The following is a 19987-nucleotide window of genomic DNA, read 5'->3' as shown; positions in this document are numbered from 1 at the left end:
TATCATTCGCATGTTTCCGGGCCGTGACGGTCGTCACATTTGTGTCATTAGAGAAATATTCTTTTTTAACGTTTCCATGAAACTTGGATCCCCGCTGCCACGTATAGGGCGTGGTACGGCCAGACGGGCAATCGTGACCCAACTCCACCTGACATGGCTGAACCAGAAAAACCAAAAATAAAAGCATCAAATATTCTGGCTCTACATGTTCTGTATTTATGCGGAGTACATCATGGATGCTCATGTTTCCCCCGCGGCGATAGGGTCCGGTGCTACGGCATTCAGTCTCGATGGCGATCCGTCGCGCGATATCCCGGATATTGCCCTGCCCGGCACGCGGCTGCGGCATATCCATCTTGCATGCGCGACCACACTGATTGCTGCGGATTGCGCCGCCTTTGCCGTATCGCTGATCGCGCAGGAAATGTTTTTTTCAAAGAACATTTATTACGTCGATGATGGATTCTTCATTTTCTGCCCCCTGTTTTTCATTATGCTTGGTTACTTCGCATATCAGCGCCACTACACTGACCGGCTGCCATTCTGGCAGGAATCGGCGCAAATTGTCGGTGCGGCCCTTATGGCGGCATGCACTGCCATGGCCCTGTTATGGTCCATCATGCCGATATTCGTGGCCGCGCTGCCTTTCATTGTCTTTCCTGTGGCGGACCTCATACTGCGACAGGTCGTAAAAAGGCCGCTTCACTGGCTGGGGTTATGGCGCATTCCCGTTCTTGTGGCGGGTGAACCCGAAGCCTGCGCCCGCGCCATAGAAATTTTTTCCAGCGAACGGTTCCCCGGCCTGCGTTCTGTCGGGTGCGTATCGTCCTCGCGCCTGCTGGGCATGTCCGGCGGCCATCTGCATCGCATGCTGCTGGCCCGGCATGGTGCCGTGCGGCTGCTTCTGGTCATGGATGTGCACGATCAGAACGGACAGGCCGTGGTTGAACATATTACCCGCACACGCCTGCCCTTTTCCCTGATGCCCGCGCTGGGGGGACTGCCGCTGGATTACGGCTGCCGGTCCTATTTCAGTCATGACGGCATGATGATGACATTCCGCAACAATCTGGACAGCCCGCTGCATCGCGCGGGAAAGGTGGCGCTGGACCTGTTCGTGGCCTCCCTTGTGCTGCTGGCCGTCCTGCCGGTTCTGATCGGGGTTTACATGCTGGTCCGGCTGGATGGTGGCCCGGCCATATTCGGACATACCCGTATTGGGCGCAACGGGCGTTCCTTCCGGTGCCTGAAATTCCGTACCATGGCGGTCAACGCCGATGCCATCCTTGCCGATCTGCTGAGCCGTGACCCGCAGGCAGCGGCGGAATGGGAGGCGACACGCAAGCTGACCGACGATCCACGGATTACATCTGTCGGACGACTGCTGCGAAAGACCAGTCTGGATGAACTTCCGCAGATCCTGAACGTATTACGCCTGGAGATGAGCCTGGTGGGACCACGCCCGATCGTAGGGGCCGAAGAAGTCCATTACGGCAAGGACATGGCATATTACACCGCCACACGCCCCGGCATTACCGGTCTGTGGCAGGTCAGTGGCCGTAGCGACACGTCCTATACCCGCCGTGTCCAGCTTGATAACTGGTACGTCCGCAACTGGAGCCTTTGGCACGATGTGGTGATCCTGGTGAAAACCATCCCGGCTGTTCTGGCGCAAAAAGGTGCCAGATAAAGGAATAGCGGCACCTGCCAGCCCACGGCACGGTGCCGGTATCCGCCCCTCCCTTTCCGAGAGGACGCAAGCGATGAATACACTCCAGATACCGTCATCCTACAACGGCTCCTCGCCGGAACCGGAGGCGATACAACAGATTTCACCCTTGCATGCCTTCAGCGTCATGAACCGGCACCGTCTTGCCATTGCCATCGTGACGCTGGCTGTCGCCGTTCCGGCAGGGGTGGGTATCTTTTCCCTCAAACCTTATTACAACGCGGCCTCGATCCTGATTGTCGGCACGCGACAGGCGCCATTCCGCGACCTTCAGGCCACCGTAGCCTCGCCCGAGGTCGATACCGTGGCGGTCAACAGCGAAGTCAGCATCCTGCGCAGCCCGGCCATAGCGCGCGCCGTGGTGCAGAAGCTCGATCTGCTCAATGACCCCGAAGTGCGGGAGGCACTAGATTCCACGCCCATTACCAAACGCATCATGGATCTTGTAACGGGTCTTTTCGTAACCCGTCCGCCACCGGTGCCCATGACGCATGATGAACGTGTGCAGGCGACCAGCATCCTGCTGGACCGCTGGGTTACGATCCTGAACGATGGCCGTTCCTATGTCATCACCGTTACCGCCAGCACGGGCAACGCGCAGACCAGCGCGCGGATCGCCAATGCCTATGCCGATGTCTATCTCGACTTCAAACGGCATATGAAAATAGCCGCCACATGGCAGGCCAACGCCATGCTGGATGAACAGATTGTCCCCCTGCGTGAGCGCCTGCGCAAGGCCGAGCAGGCCGTTCAGGCCTTTCGGGAGAAAAACGGCCTGATCGCCGCCGAACTGGAACGTGCGCCGGGCGCCAATGCCAATAACAACGATAATGGCGGCACGACGGTAACCGACCAGCAGTTGACGCAGATGAACCATCAGCTCATCACCGCGCGTGCCGATCTGGAATCACGCCGCGCCCGCTATGCCGAGGTCCGTAATGCCATCCGCAATGGCAGTGTGGACAGCATTCCCGATGCCGTCTCCTCCCCCCTGATCCAGCAGTTGCAGGCACAGGAAGCCCAGCTCAGCAGCCGCGCCGCCAGCCTGAGCCAGACTTTCATGGACGGCAATCCCGACCTTCAGGCCGCACGCGCCGCCGCTGCACAGGTCCGCCGCCACATCGCGGCCGAAGTCAACCGCATCGCCAGTTCCGCCGCGAAGGAACTGGCCAGTTCCGAAGCGCAGGTCGCGGCGCTGACCGCCACGGTCGACAGGCTGCAAGGTCAGGTCACAGCCGAAAACGAGGCGGATGTGACCCTGCGCCAGTTACAGAGCGAGGCCACAGCCGCCCGTACCGTCTATCAGGACTATCTTGGCCGCTTTGCCCAGACATCCACCCAGGCGGAGCTGCAGGTTGCCGAAGCGGACCTGATTTCACGTGCGGAGACCCCGCTCAGCCCATATGGGCCGCCGCGCAAGCAGTATATGGCCATCGCAGTGCTGTTTTCCCTGCTGATTGGCGCGGGCTCCGCCCTTGTTATCGACAAGATGCACAAGGGAGTACGCAGCACGGCGGAACTCGATGCCATTCCCGGACTGTTCGCGCTGGGGCTGGTACCCACCTTCGCCGGTCCGCTGCGCCGCCAGTATGTCAGCCGGGAACGTTCGGCCTATCTGGAAACCGTGGAATCCATCCGCAGCGTCCTGTCCTTCGGCCATAGCCGTTTCCGCGCCAAGGTGGTGCTCGTCACCTCCGCCGAACAGGATGAGGGCAAGACCACTTTCGCCCTGTCGCTCGCGGCCAATACGGCCCGATGCGGACAGCGGGCGCTGGTCATCGACTGTGATCTGCGCAACCCGTCCGCCATGCGGGTGATGGGGGGCGTCAGCGTGCTGCATAACAGCCATATGCCTGTGGACCCGCTTCTGGTCGGGCTGGAACGCGACGTACTCCCCGGGGTCGATATCCTGACCCCGGAAGGCATGATGCACCGTGGCGGGGGGGCGATGCTACGGCCCGAGGAACTGGGGCAGATCCTGTCACAGGTCAATTCGCAATACGACATGATCCTGCTCGACACGCCACCGGCGCTGGCCTTTCCCGATGCGGCCGTCCTGTCGCGGCAGACGGATGGGGTGGTCATGGTGGTCAAATGGGGCCGTACCCCCGCATCCACGCTGGTGCAGGCGATGCGGGCGTTACGCACCTATGACGCCCGGACGCTGGGGGCCGTGCTGACACAGGCCCCGCCGAACAGTTTGGGCGAAGCGGAAAAACATCCGTTCCGTATTTACAATCACTACGGATTGCTGCCGCCGGGCTGAACCGTCGGGCAGAGGTGGAGCGCTTTGGTGAGACCAGTCATCCATATCAACGGACGCTTCATGACCCAGCCACTAAGCGGCGTGCAGCGCTTCGCCATTGAAATCAGCCGCGCGCTGGCCCGCGTCAGCCATGAAGATGGGGAACCGCCCCCGGTCATGCTGACCCCCACCGCTGCGATTGCCGAAAACGATGCACCCGCCCTGCCCCGGCGTACGACAGGCAGATGGCATGGACAGATATGGGAACAGCTTGAACTGCCATGGGCCGCGCGAGGCGGCATCCTGCTCAACCTTGGCAATACCGCCCCCCTGTGGGGCGGCGCGCGGGTCGTGATTATTCATGATGCCGGTATTTTCAGCCAGCCCGGTTCCTATTCATGGAAATTCCGGTTGTGGTACCGGTTTCTGCATACCCTGCTGCGCCATAGCCGCGCCAGACTGGTTACGGTATCCGAATTCTCCCGCGCGGAATTATCCAGATATCTGCATATTGCCCCCCGCCGCATCGCGGTCATGGGCGAAGGTGCAGACCATATCGCGCGGGTTACAGCCGATCCGTCCATCCTTATCCGTCATGATCTCCGCCCCAACGGCTTCGTGCTCGCGGTAGGCAATCTGGCGCCGCACAAAAATCTGGCCCGGCTGGGTATGCTGGCGCGCATGCTGACGCTGCGCGGTGTTGAACTGGTTATCAGCGGCAGCGTGAATTCGGCGGTATTTAACGCAAGCGGTGCACGGAACCTGCCGGAACCGGCCATTTATGTCGGGCGCGTCAGCGATCCCGAACTGCGTGCGCTGTATGAATCCGCCGCGTGTTTCGTATTTCCATCCCTGTATGAAGGTTTCGGCCTGCCGCCGCTGGAAGCCATGAGTTGTGGCTGCCCGGTTGTTGCCGCCGATATTCCCGTGCTGCACGAAATATGTGGTGATGCCGCCCTTTATGCCGATCCCCTTGATCCGGAAGCCATTACCCGCCGTGTGACGGAAATACTCGATGCCCCCGCAATCGCGCAGGAAATGCGTGCAGCAGGTCGGGCACGGGCCGCCAGCCATACATGGGATCGCGCTGCGCGGACTCTGCTGGATATTGCACGGGGTACGACGCCATGATCCCCCTGCATCCCGACCGATGGACAGTAACCATGATGATGGCCTGCATCATCGGCGGCATCCTTATGGGTCATCCCTCTCCTGCCCGCGCTCAGGAAGAGCAGGCGGCACAGTCAGTGTGGTGCAGTATTACCGACGGCAATAGCGGCCAGCTGTTCATAAGCGATCCCATGCGCCTGCCACAGGCATCGCGCATGAGGGTGTTTGCCTACGGCGGCAGGTTCGCACGCACCGTCAACATGCGTTACGGCGTGCATTATGCGCTGGAGGGGAATTACTGCTTCGCCTTTCCTTCCCCCCGTCGGGCAGCCATAGCGCATGCGGACCTGATCGCCCGCATGGCGGACCGGAATTTCCAGATCGTTACAGTCGGTATTTTCTGATTTTCCGCTACGGAGATGCGTTCATGCCCGCGCAGATATCCACGCCCTTGCGCATTTTTATTCAGCTCAACCACGGATACGGGGTCCGTAACCATCATGCCCCATGGCGACAGGATGCCCTTCCCGCGGGTGACGGGTTCCATACCCCGCCCCATAACCATATGGCAGGCCCGGATGTTTTTATTGAACAATCCGAATATGGGGAGGAAAACGTTCTCTCCCGCCTGTTCCGCTATGGCATACGCTCCCTGACCGGTTTTGATTTCATGCAGGCATGGCGTAATCGGGGTGGCATTCTGTCGGCCGATGTCGTCTGGACCCTGACGGAGGCACAGGCACTGGCCGTATTGCTGCTCTATCGTCTCACGCCCCTGACAGTACATCCCCCCCTGATTGCCCAGAGCGTCTGGCTTATGGACCGCTGGTCCCATGAACCCCTATGGCGCAGGCTATTCATGCGCTCCCTGCTGTCGCGAGTGGACCTGCTGACGTTCGTCTCGGCGGAAAACATGAAATACGCCCGCACCCTTTTTCCCGGTCAACGCATGGAATGGGTCGGATTTCCGCCACCTTTCGAGGAAACGCCACCAGAGCGCTCCACCTGCCCCATAGTGGGACAGCCCTTACGGGTCCTGTCATTGGGAACGGACCCGCAGCGGGACTGGATCAGCCTGCTGGACGCGGTGGCCCATCTGTCGCGCGAACTGCCGTGCAACGCGGCGGTTGGTACGATCCGGCGCATTACGGGAACGGCCGCAACCGGGCGGACTGTCGCTCCCCATGCCGGTTCCACGTTCCATGAGCATGTGGATATCCTCGTCCTCTCCCTGACTGAAAACCTGCATCCTGATGATATGGCCGTGATTGAGGACGCCGCCCGATACGGTGTGCCTGTCATCGCCACCGATACGGAAAGCCTTCGCCACTACTTTGATGACCACTGCGTGTTATATGTCCCGCCTGACGATCCTGCCGCACTGGCACGGGCAATTACCGCGTTGGCCAGTGATGTGGAACGGTGCCGCGCGATGCTTGCGCATATCCGCGCGCGCATCCGCACTTTTCCCGCTTCCTACGCCCATACGCTGCGCCATGTCGCGTTTTCACGCGAACTGATGGGGCAACAGGGGCCGATCCGCGCGACATTTGCAGCCAATAAGAGCCGCGCAGCGCAGGAACTGAAGATTACCATTGGGATCGCAACCAGCGGACGCCCGACAGTCCTGCGTGAAACCATCGCAGAACTCCGTGCCCAGAGCCACCCGCCCCAACACATCATCATCTGTGCCCCTACGCCCCAGGATGTGGCCGGATTGGAGGCCGCCCCTGACCTGACCCTTATCATGCAGGCACCACGCGGGCTGGCGCATCAGCGCAATGTCATTCTGGATCTTGTGACAGAGACCGATATCGTCATGTTTTTTGACGATGATTTTCTGCCGGACCGCGACTATCTGGCCCAGTGCGCCATGGCTTTCGCCACCGCCCCCGATATTGTGGTCACCACGGGGCGCGTGCTGGCGGACGGTGCGAAAGGTCCGGGGCTGACGGTGGAGGCCGCGCGCGCCATGCTGGCTGACCCGCACATCAACAATACCGCAGCCCTGCCTGCGCTGCAGCCGGCATGGAATGGATATGGGTGCAACATGGCCTATCGCCTGTCGACCATCCGGCAGGCGGGCTTACGCTTTGATGAGCGACTGCCGCTTTACGCATGGTACGAAGATATCGATTTTTCCCGCCAGATGGGGCGACTGGGCCGGATTGTGCGTGTCAACGGGGCCAAGGGCGTCCATCTGGGCAGTAAACTGGGACGGACCCCCGGCAGGCGGCTGGGTTATTCCCAGGTCGCCAATCCCCTCTACCTGTCGCGCAAGGGAACCTTTCCACTCGATCATGCCCTGCGCAGTATCGGGCGCAACATCGCCATGAACGCCGTGCGCAGCCTGTGGTCTGAACCCTATATCGACCGGCGGGGGCGGATCGTAGGCAACTGGCTGGCATTGCGCGATGCCGTGCGCGGACGCATCAGCCCCGAAAACATCCTGACCCTGTAGCCCGTAAAGGTCACTGCCATGTTTTTTTCCCTGATTGTACCAACACTAGGCCGGGTTGAGGAATTACGCGCACTTCTTCTATCGCTCACGCGCCAGTCCGTAACCACATTCGAAGTCATCATTGTCGACCAGAACGGTGATGACCGCCTGTTACCTGTTCTGGGCGATTTCACGGACAGACTGAACATTACCCACCTGCGCAGTCCGGTGCGCCGGTGCAACCATGCCCGTAACCTTGGCGCCAGCAGGGCGATCGGGGATATTCTGACCTTTCCCGATGATGACTGTGTTTATATGGACAATGTGCTGAAAACGGTCGATGACCTTTTCCACGGTGACCGCAATCCTGATTTCATTACCGGTTCCGTGGTAACGCTGGAAGGACAGGCAGGCAGGGCCGGACGCTGGCATCCGTATGAAACCACCATCGACAGCCACAATGTCTGGACATGCCTGATCGAGTTCAATTTTTTTATGCGCCGTTCTGCTTTTACTTCCGCAGGGGGATTTGACGAAAGCGTTGGACCGGGAACACCTTTTGGATCAGCGGAAGGACAGGATCTGGCCCTGCGGCTGCTGAAAAAGGGATTTACAGGACTCTATGTCCCAATGCTGAAGATCATGCATCCAGATAAGCCGGTTACCCTAAACATTGCCCGTGCCTACAGCTACGGGGCCGGGATGGGGTATGTCATGCGCAGGAACCATCTGGATATACGGACTGTAGGCACCTTCCTCCTCCGCTCCATCGGGGGAAGCCTTGTCTATCTGCTCAAGGGAAAATTTCCGCTGTCACGCTACTATTTCCTGACCTTTCTGGGCCGTCTCAACGGTTATCGTTCGGTACGTAGGGGCGTGCTGACAGCAGCCCCTGTTACAGGATAGGACGGTCCTACCATGGGTTTGCCGTCATGACCGCGCCTGCGCGACAGGAAAGCACGTACCGGTTCATCTATCCCCTTGAGCACGGCAAACGACACCAGCACCGCCAGAATACCGATCAGCGGCATCTCCACCCCCGGCATGCGTTTATGCGTCATGGCCTGAAACAGTCCGTTTACCCAGCAGAATACCGGATAATGCAGGGCATATAACGGATAGGATATTTCCCCACCCCACAGGGAAAGCCGCGCAAGACCGGGTGATAGACGCACCCGCGCGCCGGATATGACCAGCAGGGGTGAAAATAAAACGATCCATATCATGACCACCCCACGCGGGATTTCGGCTGGCCAGAAGAACAGAAAAACCATCCCTCCCATGCACAGTACAAACATATAAGGGCGCGTCAGGAATGGGGGGACCACCGGCGCGAAACGGTACAGGGCCACCCCAATGAAAAAAGATGCCCCCACCCGTGGCAGGCCAATCCAGAAGGTACCGGGTATATCCCCCCCAAGCCCGTACATATAAAGGGCCGGGATACATAGAACGATCAGGACAGGCGCAAGGTAACGCTGATCCATGCGCCGTGTCAGCCACCAGAACAGATTGATGAACAGTTCAAGGAAAAGGGAATATTGCGGTCCGTTCAGCGGAAAAACCTGCGGACCACCAATGGCGTGCGGGGCATCAAGGTATGGCAGGTTTGTCAATGCCAGAATGACTGCCAGAAACAGCGCCCCATGCGGGATGAGCGCACCGTTCAGGTACCCACGGGCCATGACATATATTGCGCCAATAGCTGTTGCCACGATAATCACAGGCATGAGACGGACAAGCCGCCGATAGAAAAACTGTCCCGTTGAAAGGGCCTTGGGACCTTTCATCCGCTGTCCGTATGAAAGCGAAAGCACATATCCGCTCAGACAGAAAAACAGATCGACCGCAAGGCCACTATTGACAGCAAGGCCGGGCACACCCAGCCAGTGCCCGAGATGGTAGATCATGACGGACAGGGCCGCAAAACCACGCACGCCATCCAGGGCCGCATAATGGTGTCGTGGACCCTCCATCTTCCGCTCCTTTTATGGATCACGTATGCCATGATGCCGTGCATGAAACAGGCCGGAGCGATGAAAGGTTTTCCATGCAGGGAAAATATTTTTGTTACACTGGACTAAAAATACTTTCGTAAAATTGCTTTTTACTGAAAAGAACAAGTGTGTAGCGCGGATTAAAATTCCCCAATCGTCCCGGCAATCTGCAACCCCACCCACCCTGCGCCGTTCGCAAATAACAGCCAAGTCGAAATGATGGCGGCATGTGCCTATCGCCTTTCAACAGACAGGAAAAAAACGGTGCATTACCTGGTGACTGGAGGTGCCGGCTTTGTCGGTAGCCACGTAGTACTCGCGCTGCGCGATGCCGGTCATTGCGTGGTCGTATTCGACAATCTCAGCACGGGACATCGCGCTGCCGTGCCACATGATGTACCATTGATCGTGGGCGATCTTTCGGACCGGGTCCTGCTGGCCTCCGTTCTGGAAAAATACAGCTTTGATGCCGTGCTGCATTTTGCCGCCCTTTCGCTTGTGGGCGACAGCATGCGTGTCCCCTTTACATATTTACGGCAGAATTACCTGAACAGCCTGAACCTTATCGAACTATGCGTGCAGCATGGGATCAGACGGTTCGTATTTTCTTCCACCGCCGCCCTGTTTGGCACGCCGGAACAGCAGCCAATCATGGAAAGTGCCACCATCAATCCGGGTTCGCCTTATGGCGAGAGCAAATTCCTGATCGAACGCGTCCTGCACTGGGCCGACCGTATCCACGGCATGCGCAGCGCCTGCCTGCGCTATTTCAATGCCGCCGGATCAGATCCCGCAGGGCGTGCGGGAGAAGATCATCGCCCCGAAACCCACCTGATTCCGCTGGCGATTGATACAGCACTGGGTCGAAGGGGTCAGCTTGCCATTTTTGGGTCCGATTATCCTACAGTGGACGGTACATGCGTACGCGATTACATCCATGTCACCGACCTTGCCAACGCCCATCTGGCGGCGCTGGAACAGATCGAGACCTGTAGCGTCACCTACAACGTTGGCAATACAACCGGTTTTTCCAACCTCGATGTCATCCGGTCTGTCGAACGTGTCACCGGCCAGCATGTCGACTGGCGCTGGGATGCACGGCGCGCGGGTGATCCGGCTGTCCTGATCGCCGGATCGGAACGGCTGCGCCGGGAAACCGGGTGGGTTCCCCGTATCGCATCCCTTGATGACATTGTGGAGAGCGCCTATCGCTGGCGCCTGACCCATCCGGATGGATATGATTCACCCGTTTACAGTCAGGAGGATTGTGAAACACCCGTTCCCGTTTCGCCATTCCCTGTTCTCCCGGTCATTGAGACACCATACAGGCCCACCCCACCCTGATTCCCATGGATCGGCTACATCCCCTTAATTACTGGATGTATTCGCCTGTTTCTTTCCCCTTGCAGTAAAACATGACAGCCGACGCATGCTGTTGAAAAAACGGGCAGGATCTTGCTTCCATGACATCACCGGACCTGACGCGCCTGACCCGTATGCAGACCGTTTTATTCAATGCGGGATGGAATATGCTGGGCCGCATCGGGCCGGTTGCCGTAGCCCTGCTGGTTACTCCCCCGCTGATCACCCGACTGGGGCTTGCCCGTTGGGGCGTACTGACCATAGCGCTAAGCCTGATCGGCACGTTTGGCATATTCGATTTTGGACTGGGGCGCGCCCTGACACGCGCCATAGCCGAGCGCATCGCGGAAGGCCGGGAAAAGGAATCCGCAACGCTGGTCCTGACCGGCATGCTGGCGCTGGGCCTGTTCGGGCTGGTCGGGGGCGGTATCGCGGCGTTCGGGGTTCATCTATGGGTTTATCATGGGCTGAAAATCGCAGCGGACCTGCGGCACCAGACGGTGGTTGCCATGTGGATTCTCTGCGCCACGGCTCCCCTAGTCATGATAAATGCTGCCATGTGGGGGGTCATGTCCGCCTATCAGGCGTTCCGCACCGCCAATCTGATCAATATTCCCATTTCCATCATGTACTATCTCGGCCCCCTGCTTATCGTGCAGGTGTGGAACAGTCTGGTGGGTGTCATGCTCATGCTGGCACTGTGTCGGGTGGCGATGACGGTGGGATATGGCTGGGTATGCCTGCGCATCATGCCCACCCTGTTTACGGCCCGGCCCGCTTTCAGCCTGCTGCGGCCCCTGTTCCGCATTGGCGGCTGGATGACCCTGTCCAACCTTATGTTCCCGATCCTGTCCTATATGGACCGTTTCATGATCGCGACCGTACTGTCCGCTGCGGTCACGGGGTATTATACGACAGCGTTTGACGTTGTCGCGCGCCTGTCCATGATTACCATGGCAGTCACCAGCACCGCCTATCCCGCAATGGCGGCATCATGGCGTAACGACACATCGGCCACGACAGCACTCTATCGCAACAGTATCCAGACCGTGGTGGGGCTGCTATTCCCGTTCTGCCTGCTGGGTGCATTGTTCAGCCATGACATCTTATCCCTGTGGGTCGGGTCGGATTTCGCGCGACACAGCACCCTGATCATGAAATGTCTGAGCATCGGTGTATTCTTTTTTGGTATCGACGCCGTTGCCGCCGGTTTTCTGGACGGGATCGGACGCGCGGATCTGAATGCCATCCTGTCGGTCATGGAGGTCATGATCTATATTCCCCTGCTGCTGGTGTTCCTGCACTGGTTCGGGGTGAATGGCGCCGCCTTTGCATGGGCAAGCCGTAGCATCATGGACTGCGTGGTGCGCATAGCCCTGGGCATCCGTCTGTATCAATGGCTGGCGCAGGTCGTACGACATCTGGTGCCAACGGCTGCAATCGGGCTGGGAACCATGCTGCTGGCCCTTCCCCAGACCGGTCATCTGACCAGTTGCCTGATTGGCGCGGCAGGACTGATCGGGTTTTATATGGTGCTGTGGATGCATGGCCTTGCGGAAAGCGAAAGAGCCTATGCCCGCAACGCGGTTGTCCGGGCGTGGATAACAGGGCGGCAGAGCATGCGCTGGCCCCGTTCAGCGGGATAAGGCTGAGATGGAAGATGGGCGTCAGACGGAAATATCCGATGCCAGCCATATACGCATCACCTGAAACGGGGAGTAAAGGCCAGATGAAGTATCCAGTTTTTCTTGCGCTGCTGGGGGGCGTCATTCCAGCAGCATTGGCCCGGGCCGATGATAGTACGGCCCTGCAGGCCATGCTGAATGGCTGTTACGCAGGCACACGAAGCTGTATTGTTGATCTGCAGGGCGCAACAAAAGTTCTGACCAGAACATTACGGGTCAATCCTGAACTGGTGACGATACGCAACGCAATACTGGAATGCCGCATGACATCGGGCACCTGTCTTTATGTGTCGCAGGACGGGTTTCCCCATCATGACTGGGCAACGACAAACCGGCTGGAAGGCATTACATTACGGGGCAACAAGTCCATTGACGGCATAACAATGAATTATACCGGAAATAACAACTATAACGTCAATGCCGCCATGGCACTTTTCAGTGTTTCAATTCAGGGGTTCAATCACGGTCTCTCTCTGGGCAATAATGTCTGGGGCGTTGATATGTTCAATGTCATGATCGGCAATGGAAATATTGGCATTTATACACAGCCCGGCACGCATAATGCAGGGGAACGTTCCACCTTTTCCGGTGGAACCATTTATAACAATACCTTTGCCGGGATAGATGAGGAATCATGCTGGGAATTTGATTTTGAAGGTACGAGTTTTGATTTCAATGGTCAGCAGATGATCCTGCGCGGTGGCACATCCTTCACCGGTCATATTGAAAATGCCGATACGGGCAAACCGGAAATCGTGCTGGGTGCCCTGGTTGGCGTGCCCGCCGGATCGCTTTACATGAGTGCGGGTTCAAGCATTACGGTCGATGGATGGGACCCCAAGCACCCCAAACAGCCCTGCTTCGTCCAGAGCACCCTGCCTTACAACAACATCAAGATCCCGGCGACCCTTTATGGCTTTGGGGGAACGCAGGGGGCAGTCTGTGGGCCGGGAAAGGTCGTGACCTGGGATGGACAGCCCTTTTCCAACAAATAAGAACCTCTCTCCCTGCCCCGTTCATGCATATGAACAGGGCAGTCAGGACATGATCAGGGGGCCGGGTTGGAATGCACCTGATGGATGGCGTTGATCCTGTCCTCCAGTTCTGGCGTAATGGTTACATTCACCGAACCCAGAATGGTTTCAAGCTGTTCCGTGCTGGTCGCCCCGATGATGTTGGATGTAACAAAGGGGCGTGATGTTACGAAGGCGACGGCCATCTGGACAGGGTCCATGCCCTCCTCCCGCGCCAGTTGCAGGTAGGCGGTAATGGCTTCATCCACACCCGGTTTCTGGTAGCGCTGGCCACGGTTGAACAGGGTGGTACGCGCACCCGCAGGCCGTGCGCCATTAAGATATTTCCCGGTCAGGTATCCTTGGGCCAGCGGCGAATAGGCCAGAAGCCCCACGCTTTCACGCAGTGCCATTTCGGCCAGACCGATTTCAAACGTGCGATTGATCAGGTTGTAGGCGTTCTGGATCGAAACCACCCGTGGCGCACCGTTTTTTGCCTCGGCCAGATATTGCGAGACCCCCCATGCCGTTTCGTTGGACAGGCCGACATGGCGAATCTTGCCTTCATTTACCAGATCCCCCAGCACGCCCAGCGTTTCCGCAATGGGAATTTCATCTGCATCCGGAACGGTCGTAAAGGTGTTCCCCCCCTCCCCGAACAGTCCAATCTTGCGATCTGGCCAGTGCAACTGGTACAGGTCTATGTAATCCGTGCCCAGCCGCCGCAGCGATCCTTCCAGCGCATAACGGATCTGGCCGGGAGACAGGCGGGTTTCTTCACCATTGGGCCGGAACCATGGGGAATTACCGCGCCCCACCGCCTTGCTGGCAATGATCAGCCTGTCCCGCCCGCCACGCGCTTTTAGCCAGCTACCGATAATCGCTTCCGTAGCGCCCTGGGTCTCGGCACGCGGGGGAATGGAATACAGTTCGGCGGTGTCGATAAAATTGATACCGTGCGCAAGGGCCATATCAAGCTGGGCATGTCCCTCCACTTCCGTATTCTGCTGGCCAAATGTCATTGTACCAAGGCAGATTTCACTTACCAGAATGCCTGTACGACCGAGTTCACGTGACTTCATGTAAAAACCTGTTGCTTGAATGGCGGACACGACATGTACCCGCAGGCATGCCTGAGCGATCCATGAAACACAGTCTTGCAGGGCATAAACGATGACGCAACCGGCACGGGCGCGCGCCCGTCTTTACCGATCACCCTGCGCATGCCGTGTTTTCATGGATGAGACGCACGAAAAGACAATCCGGAACATGGGCCAAATGCCTGTATTTCCAGCCTGTCTTACAGGATGCACCATTGCCGCATCATGTTGTGATAGATGTTGGTCAGCGACAGGACGGCTGGGTCGGAATCACCCAGCCGCTCCCGCAGCAATGTGACCTGCATGTCCAGATCGAACATGATCTGCCTGCGGCTTTCTTCCGCAATCATCGACTGGGACCAGAAAAAAGCGGCAACCCGGCTGCCGCGTGTCACCGGCGTCACGCTATGCAGGGCGGTGGTGGGGTACAGCACCATATCGCCCGCTGGCAGTTTGATGGCCTGTTCATTGCCGTTTGTATGGATGGTTAGCTCACCACCATCATATTCATCCGGATCCGCCAGAAACAGGGTGGATGACACATCCGTGCGGATACGCGTATGGATGCCAGCGGCCAGAATGCCCCGGATGGCATTATCCACATGCGCGCCAAAGCTCATGCCGCTGTCATAGCGGTTGAACAGCGGCGGGCTGACCCGGTAGGGCAGCACCGCGCTGTTGAACAGGGCATTGCGCCCCAATGCCCGCAGGACCACTTCACCCAGTTCCCGGCAGGCTTCACTATCCCGCGGCAGTTGCAGGTTGTTCTTGCTTTTGGCTGACTGTATCCCCGCCGTCTCGCGGCCATCGGTCCATTGCGCATTTTTCAGCGTGGCGCGGCAATGGGACAGTTCGTCGGCGGTAAGCAGGGCGGGGATATGCAGCAGCATGAAAGATTGCCTCGGTTAGCATGTCGCTGTCGCGACATGCGGGTCAGTACTGTGCGGAGATGTTGAACAGAAATGACCGCCCGATGGAAGGGGTAACCCGGTTTGAAAACAGGCTGCCGTAATTCAGCCGGTTATCAAGGTTATAGGCATTCATCGCCACCTTCCAGTGATCGGCGAAATGGTGCGAGACCATCGCATCGAATTCCACCGTGGCGGGCACGCGCGCGGTATTGGCCTGATCCAGCCATACGCCCTGCCGCCATGTGATACCGCCGCCGATGGTCATGTTCCATGGCTTGCGGGGCGCGATCTCATAACTGGTCCAGGCCGTTGCCTGATTATGTGGCACGTACTGGATCTGCCCACCCTGCTTGGAAGTCGTGGAACCGGCCTTGGTAATGGTGGGATCGTACAGTGCATAGGTGCCGTAGAACATCCAGTTGGGCAGGAGCGTGCCAGATGCGCTGAGTTCAAGCCCCTGATTGCGTTCCTGATCGCTGGTCGCGCTGATATCGCCCGTGCTGGGGTCGGTCTGGACCGAATTGTTCTTTTCCAGCCGGAACAGGGCAGCGGTAAAGCCGATGCGATCGTGGAAGGCGCTGTATTTCGTGCCGACTTCATACAGCCTGCTGCGTTCTGGGGCAGCACTCGCACTCTTGGCGTTCAGGGGTTCCGAGCTGTTGGTGACATACAGGCTGAGCGGCGTGGTGGATTCCGACCAGTTGAAATACACCATGAGGTTGCTGCGCGGGGTGTACATGATGCTGACGGACGGGTTGATGGTCGTCTCGTTCTGGCCGTAATGCACATCGGGCGTAGCCGTGCTGCCACCGGTGGCGCTGTAATGGCTGTTCCAGTTATCCCAGCGGAAACCGGCCTTGACCGACAGGTAATCCGTCAGCCAGACCTGATCCGACAGGAAGAAGCCGACATCCAGCGCGTCACTGTCCTTGTAGCATTTGCGCCCTACGCCATTGCCGATATTGACCAGCCGGTTCGGATACTGGCTACAGTTCCCCAGCGTCAGCCCCGGCACGTAAGGCGAGGGATCAAGCAGGCTGGTGCCGGGACGGTTGGAGCCATAAGCGTAGTTCTGGCGATGGTCGGTCACGTATTCAATGTCGAAACCGCCGATGATTTCATGACGGATACGCCCGGTCTTCAGGTGTGCGACACCGGAAAACACATCCTGTATGGACCAGTCGCTCTGCCGGTAGGGTTCCGGACCACCCACTCCACCATTACGCGCCACCTGTGCCGCGGCAGGGTTGGAGGAAAAGAAATCGGACTGGCAGGTGGACGACGGTGCAACGCCATTGATGGTATTGTTCGTCAGGGTGGCGCCGCTGCTGAAGTTCGAACATGCTTCCTGCGATGCGGAGAAGTAGCGATGGAAGATACCGCCACGCATGTCGTTATATAACGTCAGGATCGGATTGACCTTGGCCGTCAGGCGACCGGTGATCATGTCCGTGCTGGAATCATCCTGATCATAGGTGGTGCCATACCAGTTGGTGCGCTTGACACCATATTCGGTAACGGGGCGCCCAATGGCGTTGGCGGATGAATAGACGACCGGCACGCCGTAATCAGGGATGCGGTTATCGTTCTGGTGGAAATATTCCAGAACGAAGGACACTTTCTTGCCCAGACCGAACGCAAGCGACGGTGCAATGCCCCAACGGTGGGAATAGATGTAATCACGCCCGACCACGTTGTTCTCATTACCCATACCGGTCAGGCGGAAGGCGGTCGTGCTGTTAAGCTGATAGTTCACATCCAGCGTGCCGCGATAATAGGACCCGCTGCCGCCTGAAAAACTGGCCTGATAGCTGTTGCCCAGATGGGGGGTCTTGGTCACGATGTTGATCGCGCCCCCGGTCGTGCCATTGCCAAACACTTCCGATGACGGTCCCTTGATGACCGAAACGTGGTCATAATAGAAGCTGTCGCGCGTGTAGACGCCAAAGTCACGCAGGCCGTTTTCATAAATATCGTTCTGTGCCGCGAAACCACGGATCAGGAACTGGTCCCCGGCCATGCCGCCTTCGCCCTCGCCCACCGAAGCGGTGATGCCCGGCACGTTTTTCAGGGCCTCATCAAGGGATTTAACATTCTGCTGCTGCATGAGTATCTGCGGCACAACGTTCACGTTCTGCGGCGTGTGCATGGCGTCCTGCGGCATGCGGCTCAGACCGATGGATTCATGCAGCACATTCATCGGGGATGCCGTGACGTGGGTCAGATCATGGCTATGGTCCGAATCATGTGTGTAGGCATCCTGAACACTGGTGTCAGTCCTGGTGGACGAACCCGTCGTGGTCGAGCTGGAATCCTGCGCGGCGGGAGATGCCGGGTCCGACGCCGCCTGCGCACCCGATGCCGCGCAGGCAAGAGCCATGCTGGCGGTAAGCAGGGAAAAAGGCCTGAGTTTCTGGCGTATGGTCTTGTTTCTCATTATTGCGACAGCCTCTTAATTGCAGACTGTTGCCATAAACACTTTGATAATTATTCTCAATATCCTCTATTGCAGATCATTGCAGGGTGTCTCAGAAATGCAACAGTTTCGCATTCTTAACTGACGTCGTGCTTTCCGGAGAAGGATCAGGAGACACGTCAGTTTCCTTCTTTTTTGCGGGAATCCTGAACAGAAGCGCTGCCTTATGCTTCGGGGGCCTCACGACCTTCTGGCGGTGGAAAATTCTCCTCCGCTTGTCATTGTAGTGAGGAGATCAGCTCCATACAGGAGAGAGAACAGGCCTTCTCTCCTGTATGGGCAGTATATAAAATACGAAGTAGTGCATCGGGCCCCGGAGAAGGCCCTCTTGTGCCACAGGCGACACGGCCCGACCGGAATGGGCAACATTCCCCATCCGATGCCCCGGTCAATGCTACCGCCACGCCCGGATCGGCAAATCAGGTTGAGCGCCACATCTGGCGCTCCCTGTTTATTCGTGTCCCGCTGCCGTCGCGCCCTGCCCGTTTCCGGTAACGCGCCAGATAACACCGCCTACATCATCCGCCACCAACAGGGCACCGTCATGATCCAGCGCCATGCCCACCGGGCGACCGTGTACATGCGCTTCGTCAGGCGTCAGAAATCCCGTCAGCACATCTTTGGGCGTTCCCACCGGATGGCCATCGACAAACGGTACATAAACGACCTTATAGCCACTTTTGGGCCGTCGGTTCCATGAACCGTGCTGGGCGACGAATAATCCGTGCCGCCAGTCATCGGGCAGAAGGGCTGCATTGTCGGAAAATGCGATGCCGAGGGATGCGGTATGCGGCCCGACCGCGTAATCCGGCGCAATCGCCCGCGCCACCATGTCGGGCTGCTGTGGCTGCGCCCGCGTATCGACATGCTGTCCATAATAACTGTAGGGCCAACCATAGAACGCCCCTTCCTGCACGGCGGTTATGTAATCAGGCACCAGATCACTGCCGATCTCGTCACGCTCATTGACAACCGCCCACAGCGCACCCGTATGGGGTTCCCATGCCAGACCATTCGGGTTGCGCATGCCCGTAGCAAAAGGTGTCAGTTCTCCCGTCGCGATATCCAGCCGGTCGATCCGGGCCCGCCCTTCTTCCACCGCCATGCCATTATCGGCAATGTTACTGTTGGAACCGATGGTGACATACAGGGTCCTGTTGTCAGGGCTGGCCAGAATATTCTTGGTCCAGTGGTGGTTATAACCCGCGGGCAGATCCGTGACCTTTACGCCCGGCCCGGTAATATGCGTGTCGCCCTCATGATATGGGAAGCGAAGGATCGCATTCGCATCCGCCACATAAAGATCATCACCCACCAGCGCCATGCCAAAGGGAGAATAGAGATGGTCGAGCAGGACAGTCTGCACATCCGCCACGCCATTTCCTTTTGTATCCCGCAGCAGGATGATGCGGTTCGGGCTTTCTCCGCCTGCCCCCACCTGCCCCATAATGAAACGGGCGATCCGATTCTTGAGCGTCTGCTTATCCGTTCCGGGGGAATTGCTCTCGGCAACCAGAACATCTCCATTCGGAAGCGTATAGAGCCAGCGGGGATGATCGAGATGCGTGGCATACGCACTGACAGACAGTCCGGGCGCGGTAATCGGGTGTTCCCCATCATGCCAGACGCTGGGTGTCGCTACGTTCACCGTTGGCATGAGCGTCCTGTTCGGTGCGGGCAATACAGGATGCGGCCCGGTTCCCTGCGCCACCTGCAGCGTCGCCTGTTCAGGGCGCATGGTCACTTTCCACGCTCCCACCCCCAACATCAGGGCGATGGCTGCCGCCCCCGCCAGATAACCCCGTTGCGTTGCGTTCATCGTGCTTCTCCCATCCTGAACCCTGCATGATACAATCCCGAACGTAGGCCGTGCCGACTGGATCATGTAAAGTCATCAATTATCTTTCCGGGTCAGCAAT

Annotated in this window: 14 protein-coding genes; 9 read left to right on the top strand and 5 right to left on the bottom strand. The window is 58.2% G+C overall.

The window, feature by feature from the left end; all coding sequences use genetic code 11:
* Positions 1 to 232 precede the first annotated feature (232 nt).
* The 6 genes from KSAC_RS00775 to KSAC_RS00750 all read left to right on the top strand — a co-directional run bounded on the left by KSAC_RS00775 (position 233) and on the right by KSAC_RS00750 (position 8430).
* Positions 233 to 1690: an exopolysaccharide biosynthesis polyprenyl glycosylphosphotransferase gene (locus KSAC_RS00775; RefSeq protein ID WP_132303598.1), complete on the top strand. Its 1458-nt coding sequence runs from the start codon at positions 233 to 235 to the stop codon at positions 1688 to 1690.
* 73 nt (positions 1691 to 1763) lie between these two features.
* The gene (locus KSAC_RS00770; RefSeq protein ID WP_132303596.1) at positions 1764 to 3995 is read left to right on the top strand and encodes a GumC family protein; all 2232 of its coding nucleotides are present in this window, start codon (positions 1764 to 1766) and stop codon (positions 3993 to 3995) included.
* 60 nt (positions 3996 to 4055) lie between these two features.
* Positions 4056 to 5105 carry a glycosyltransferase family 4 protein gene (locus KSAC_RS00765; RefSeq protein WP_207918725.1) on the top strand — a complete coding sequence of 350 codons (1050 nt, stop codon included), beginning with the start codon at positions 4056 to 4058 and terminating at the stop codon, positions 5103 to 5105.
* Positions 5102 to 5488 carry a hypothetical protein gene (locus tag KSAC_RS00760; RefSeq protein ID WP_132303592.1) on the top strand — a complete coding sequence of 129 codons (387 nt, stop codon included), beginning with the start codon at positions 5102 to 5104 and terminating at the stop codon, positions 5486 to 5488. The genes KSAC_RS00765 and KSAC_RS00760 overlap by 4 nt, the downstream gene beginning before the upstream one ends.
* A 23-nt stretch (positions 5489 to 5511) precedes the next feature.
* The gene (locus tag KSAC_RS00755; protein ID WP_132303590.1) at positions 5512 to 7545 is read left to right on the top strand and encodes a glycosyltransferase; all 2034 of its coding nucleotides are present in this window, start codon (positions 5512 to 5514) and stop codon (positions 7543 to 7545) included.
* Positions 7546 to 7563: 18 nt separating this feature from the next.
* Positions 7564 to 8430: a glycosyltransferase family 2 protein gene (locus tag KSAC_RS00750; protein WP_132303588.1), complete on the top strand. Its 867-nt coding sequence runs from the start codon at positions 7564 to 7566 to the stop codon at positions 8428 to 8430.
* On the opposite strand, the gene KSAC_RS00745 is transcribed toward KSAC_RS00750, so the two are convergent.
* Complete coding sequence (locus KSAC_RS00745; RefSeq protein WP_132303586.1) at positions 8379 to 9500, bottom strand: acyltransferase family protein; 1122 nt, start codon at positions 9498 to 9500, stop codon at positions 8379 to 8381. The two genes, KSAC_RS00750 and KSAC_RS00745, sit on opposite strands and share 52 nt — an antisense overlap.
* Positions 9501 to 9740: 240 nt before the next feature.
* Between KSAC_RS00745 and galE the strand changes: the two genes are divergently transcribed.
* The 3 genes from galE to KSAC_RS00730 all read left to right on the top strand — a co-directional run bounded on the left by galE (position 9741) and on the right by KSAC_RS00730 (position 13563).
* Positions 9741 to 10865: a UDP-glucose 4-epimerase GalE gene (gene galE, locus KSAC_RS00740; RefSeq protein ID WP_132306000.1), complete on the top strand. Its 1125-nt coding sequence runs from the start codon at positions 9741 to 9743 to the stop codon at positions 10863 to 10865.
* 119 nt (positions 10866 to 10984) lie between these two features.
* Positions 10985 to 12529 carry a flippase gene (locus tag KSAC_RS00735; protein ID WP_132303584.1) on the top strand — a complete coding sequence of 515 codons (1545 nt, stop codon included), beginning with the start codon at positions 10985 to 10987 and terminating at the stop codon, positions 12527 to 12529.
* An 83-nt stretch (positions 12530 to 12612) separates the two neighbouring features.
* Positions 12613 to 13563, top strand: coding sequence for a hypothetical protein (locus KSAC_RS00730; protein ID WP_132303582.1), 951 nt, complete (start codon positions 12613 to 12615; stop codon positions 13561 to 13563).
* 53 nt (positions 13564 to 13616) lie between these two features.
* Here the strand turns inward: KSAC_RS00730 and KSAC_RS00725 are convergent, their stop codons facing one another.
* From KSAC_RS00725 to KSAC_RS00710, 4 genes are all read right to left on the bottom strand, one after another.
* Complete coding sequence (locus KSAC_RS00725; RefSeq protein ID WP_132303580.1) at positions 13617 to 14663, bottom strand: aldo/keto reductase; 1047 nt, start codon at positions 14661 to 14663, stop codon at positions 13617 to 13619.
* Between the two features lie 218 nt (positions 14664 to 14881).
* Positions 14882 to 15571: a Fe2+-dependent dioxygenase gene (locus tag KSAC_RS00720; RefSeq protein ID WP_102324067.1), complete on the bottom strand. Its 690-nt coding sequence runs from the start codon at positions 15569 to 15571 to the stop codon at positions 14882 to 14884.
* A gap of 43 nt (positions 15572 to 15614) precedes the next feature.
* A complete protein-coding gene (locus KSAC_RS00715) occupies positions 15615 to 18029 on the bottom strand; it encodes a TonB-dependent receptor (protein WP_102324068.1) in 2415 nt (804 codons plus the stop codon).
* 490 nt (positions 18030 to 18519) lie between these two features.
* Positions 18520 to 19887, bottom strand: coding sequence for a PQQ-dependent sugar dehydrogenase (locus tag KSAC_RS00710; protein WP_132303578.1), 1368 nt, complete (start codon positions 19885 to 19887; stop codon positions 18520 to 18522).
* Positions 19888 to 19987: the final 100 nt, after the last annotated feature.

The sequence above is a fragment of the Komagataeibacter saccharivorans genome, assembly GCF_004348195.1.
GTDB lineage: Bacteria > Pseudomonadota > Alphaproteobacteria > Acetobacterales > Acetobacteraceae > Komagataeibacter > Komagataeibacter saccharivorans.
Note: the sequence above shows the minus strand (reverse complement) of the source record. Positions and strands in the feature narration are given on the sequence as shown.

What these genes read in the sequence shown, in the direction of transcription:
- KSAC_RS00735 (WP_132303584.1), top strand. Translation starts at nt 10,985, where the DNA reads ATGACATCACCGGACCTGACGCGCCTGACCCGTATGCAGACCGTTTTA.
- galE (WP_132306000.1), top strand. Translation starts at nt 9,741, where the DNA reads ATGGCGGCATGTGCCTATCGCCTTTCAACAGACAGGAAAAAAACGGTG.
- KSAC_RS00770 (WP_132303596.1), top strand. Translation starts at nt 1,764, where the DNA reads ATGAATACACTCCAGATACCGTCATCCTACAACGGCTCCTCGCCGGAA.
- KSAC_RS00755 (WP_132303590.1), top strand. Translation starts at nt 5,512, where the DNA reads ATGCCCGCGCAGATATCCACGCCCTTGCGCATTTTTATTCAGCTCAAC.
- KSAC_RS00775 (WP_132303598.1), top strand. Translation starts at nt 233, where the DNA reads ATGGATGCTCATGTTTCCCCCGCGGCGATAGGGTCCGGTGCTACGGCA.
- KSAC_RS00750 (WP_132303588.1), top strand. Translation starts at nt 7,564, where the DNA reads ATGTTTTTTTCCCTGATTGTACCAACACTAGGCCGGGTTGAGGAATTA.
- KSAC_RS00710 (WP_132303578.1), bottom strand. Translation starts at nt 19,887, where the DNA reads ATGAACGCAACGCAACGGGGTTATCTGGCGGGGGCGGCAGCCATCGCC.
- KSAC_RS00725 (WP_132303580.1), bottom strand. Translation starts at nt 14,663, where the DNA reads ATGAAGTCACGTGAACTCGGTCGTACAGGCATTCTGGTAAGTGAAATC.
- KSAC_RS00760 (WP_132303592.1), top strand. Translation starts at nt 5,102, where the DNA reads ATGATCCCCCTGCATCCCGACCGATGGACAGTAACCATGATGATGGCC.
- KSAC_RS00765 (WP_207918725.1), top strand. Translation starts at nt 4,056, where the DNA reads ATGACCCAGCCACTAAGCGGCGTGCAGCGCTTCGCCATTGAAATCAGC.
- KSAC_RS00745 (WP_132303586.1), bottom strand. Translation starts at nt 9,500, where the DNA reads ATGGAGGGTCCACGACACCATTATGCGGCCCTGGATGGCGTGCGTGGT.
- KSAC_RS00720 (WP_102324067.1), bottom strand. Translation starts at nt 15,571, where the DNA reads ATGCTGCTGCATATCCCCGCCCTGCTTACCGCCGACGAACTGTCCCAT.
- KSAC_RS00715 (WP_102324068.1), bottom strand. Translation starts at nt 18,029, where the DNA reads ATGAGAAACAAGACCATACGCCAGAAACTCAGGCCTTTTTCCCTGCTT.
- KSAC_RS00730 (WP_132303582.1), top strand. Translation starts at nt 12,613, where the DNA reads ATGAAGTATCCAGTTTTTCTTGCGCTGCTGGGGGGCGTCATTCCAGCA.